We start from the raw sequence: 1,076 nt of genomic DNA, 5'->3' as shown, positions 1-1,076 counted from the left end.
AGAAGTCCATGTCGCCGCCGCCGGGGACGGCCGGGGCCTTCTCCTTCTCCGGCTTCTCGGCGATGACCGCCTCGGTGGTCAGGAACAGCGCCGCGATGGAGGCGGCGTTCTGCAGCGCCGAGCGGGTCACCTTGGCCGGGTCGATGATGCCGGACTCGAACATGTCGACGTACTCGCCGGTGGCCGCGTTCAGGCCCTGGCCCGCCGGCAGGTTGCGGACCCGCTCCACCACCACGCCGCCCTCCAGGCCGGCGTTGACCGCGATCTGCTTGAGCGGCTCCTCCAGCGCCTTGCGCACGATCGCCGCGCCGGTGGCCTCATCCCCGGCCAGCTCCAGCTTGTCGAACGCCTTGGCGCCGGCCTGCAGCAGCGCCACCCCGCCGCCGGGCACGATGCCCTCCTCGACGGCCGCCTTGGCGTTGCGCACCGCGTCCTCGATGCGGTGCTTGCGCTCCTTGAGCTCCACCTCGGTGGCCGCGCCGGCCTTGATGACGGCCACCCCGCCGGCCAGCTTGGCCAGCCGCTCCTGCAGCTTCTCGCGGTCGTAGTCGGAGTCGGTGCGCTCGATCTCGGTGCGGATCTCGTTGACCCGGCCGGCGATCTGGTCGGCGTCGCCGGCGCCGTCCACGATGGTGGTCTCGTCCTTGGTCACCACCACCTTGCGGGCCCGGCCCAGCAGGTCCAGGGTGGCGTTCTCCAGCTTCAGGCCCACCTCCTCGGCGATGACCTGGCCGCCGGTCAGGATCGCGATGTCCTGCAGCATGGCCTTGCGGCGGTCGCCGAAGCCCGGCGCCTTGACGGCCACGGACTTGAACAGGCCGCGGATCTTGTTGACCACGAGGGTGGCCAGGGCCTCGCCCTCGATGTCCTCGGCGATGATCAGCAGCGGCTTGCCGGCCTGCACGACCTTGTCGAGGACGGGCAGCAGGTCCTTGTTGGCCGAGACCTTGGAGTTGACGATCAGGATGTAGGGGTCCTCGAGGACGGCCTCCATCCGGTCGGGGTCGGTCACGAAGTAACCGGAGACGTAACCCTTGTCGAAGCGCATGCCCTCGGTGAGCTCCAGCTCCAGGCCG

1 protein-coding gene is annotated in these 1,076 nt (G+C 70.2%); it reads right to left on the bottom strand.

The genetic code is table 11. The annotated features are described in order from the left end of the window. Window positions 1-1,076: chaperonin GroEL (groEL, locus tag BSB02_RS39215; RefSeq protein WP_084966076.1), on the bottom strand; the 1,076-nt coding region annotated here is incomplete at both ends.

The sequence above is a fragment of the Thermoactinospora rubra genome (assembly GCF_002093975.1).
GTDB classification, from domain to species: domain Bacteria; phylum Actinomycetota; class Actinomycetes; order Streptosporangiales; family Streptosporangiaceae; genus Nonomuraea; species Nonomuraea rubra_A.
Note: the sequence above shows the minus strand (reverse complement) of the source record. Positions and strands in the feature narration are given on the sequence as shown.